This is a genomic window from Leptolyngbya sp. FACHB-36, from assembly GCF_014695955.1.
In the GTDB taxonomy this organism is placed as follows: Bacteria; Cyanobacteriota; Cyanobacteriia; order Leptolyngbyales; family Leptolyngbyaceae; genus FACHB-36.
On sequence record NZ_JACJPG010000540.1, the window covers coordinates 1 to 1,846 of the forward strand.

The 1,846-nt window shown below is 53.8% G+C and carries 1 protein-coding gene and 1 pseudogene; one reads left to right on the forward strand and one right to left on the reverse strand.

What is annotated here, in order from left to right; all coding sequences use genetic code 11:
- Positions 1-434: pseudogene (locus H6F43_RS23190) on the reverse strand (acyl-CoA desaturase); the annotation flags it as partial.
- A gap of 180 nt (positions 435-614) precedes the next feature.
- On the opposite strand from H6F43_RS23190, the gene H6F43_RS23195 reads away from it, so the two are divergent.
- On the forward strand, positions 615-1,841 hold the full coding sequence (locus H6F43_RS23195) for a TetR family transcriptional regulator (protein ID WP_190343626.1): 1,227 nt from the start codon (positions 615-617) through the stop codon (positions 1,839-1,841).
- Positions 1,842-1,846 lie beyond the last annotated feature (5 nt).

Consider the following 1,846-nt stretch of genomic DNA (forward strand, 5'->3'; position numbering starts at 1 on the left):
TAGGAGTCGTAATCAAACACCTGCGGCTGCACGTAGAACAACCACATCATGTGGCTCCACCAAAATCCGCGCCGTGCCGAATAGGGGTCGCGGTCTACGTCTTCGGTGTGGAGATGGTGCACTCGGTGCCCCGCTACCCAAAAAATTGGTCCACCCTGTAGGGCAAATGCGCCGATCAACGTAATCAAGTACTCCAGCGGTTTTGGCACCTGAAAGCTGCGATGAGTCAGCAGGCGGTGATAGCCCAGGCAGATGCCAATGCTACCAAAGAGCCAATGCAGAAATAAGGTGACGCCCAGCGCAGACCAGGAAAAGAACCAGGGCGCAAGCAGGGCGATCGCATGAATGGCACCAAAGAACGCAACATTCGTCCAATTCAGCGCGAGTGATTGACCGCGCTTCGTCGGCGCAGCGCTAACAGCATTAGAAGTCATAAAAATCCTGTTGTAATGTGAACAGCTCATTCAGCGGAACGAGCCTCTCAACGTCCAGGGCTAACTCAGATAGGCTGGTCGCAGTCTGAATCACCCGCTAGAGTAGAAGTGCAAGTGTCACTTGCATTTACAGCTTAACAAGACCTCGTTTTTTATGCAAGTACCACTTGCATTTTTATCATGGCGTCATCTCGGACCTCGAAGCAACAACGCTTAATCGACGCGGCCGTAGAGCTCTTTGCCGCTCAGGGCGTAACCGAAACCACGACAAAGCAAATTGCAGAACGAGCCGGAGTCAACGAAGTAACGCTGTTTCGGCAGTTTGGCAGCAAGTATGGGCTGCTATTAGCCGTAATTGAAGACGCGGCGATCGTGTCCCAAATGGGGCAAACGCTGATCGAGCAAGCCGGTCAGACTAGCAGCATCTACTCGGCTCTAAGAACCTACGCAATGGCGTATTTGGAGTCCCTGGAGCGCGTACCTGATGTGGTGAGATCGATCGTGGGCGAAGCAGGGCACTACCCAACCGAGAATCGCAAGGCGTTGGGACAGGGTTTGACGCTAGCGAATCGCTCAGTAGCGGAGTACTTCCAGACGGTCATCGATCGCGATCAACTGCCGACACACCTATCAGCGGAGACTCTTGCCAGTCAGCTTAATAGTATGCTGCTGGGCTACGCTGTCATCGAACTTACGAGCGAGTTTCATGCACTGTGGCACGATCGCGAAGAGTTCCTGGAGAACTTGATGACGCTGTTTTTGCACGGTGCCGTCACACCGCTACCGGACATTACAGCAGAGGCGCTGATTGAGGCACCCACCAGCGAAACGATCGCAGACTTGCCTGCCCACCTTGTTCACCAGATTCTGCAACAGGGTAAAAAGGCGGGACCTCAAGCCTACGCTCTGACGTATGTGCTGTTTAGTGCAGGATTAAGTCCATCTGAAGTGGTTGGGCTAGAGCGATCGCACTACGTTCAGGATGCTCACTACCAGCTTTTGCAGATCGGGAGCGATCGCCAAGTTCCCCTAAATCAGTGGATTTTGGGCAAGCGCTATGGGTCGCACATCAAGAATCCCTTGGCGCAATGGCTCAAAAGCCGCAAGGACGCTAATTCTGCCCTATTCCTTAGCTCCACAGGTGAGGTAATCTCGGAAGCAGAACTGCGGCAGCACTGGCAGGATTGGACGATCAACCATCTCACCCCCGATGGACACCCCCCCGCGATCGAGCAGGCACAATCGACGTGGTGTATAGAAATGTTGATGAAGGGAATCAGCATTACCGATTTGCAGCGGTTAACTGGGCTAACGACTCCACAGCTTTTGTCCTATGCCCACCGCGCTAGAGACAAGGCAGCACTCGAACAGGCGATCCGACTCGACCAGCGCCGAAAGCCACAATAGTGGGA

Excerpts from the sequence above, each read along its gene's own strand:
- H6F43_RS23195 (WP_190343626.1), top strand. The coding sequence starts at position 615 with ATGGCGTCATCTCGGACCTCGAAGCAACAACGCTTAATCGACGCGGCC.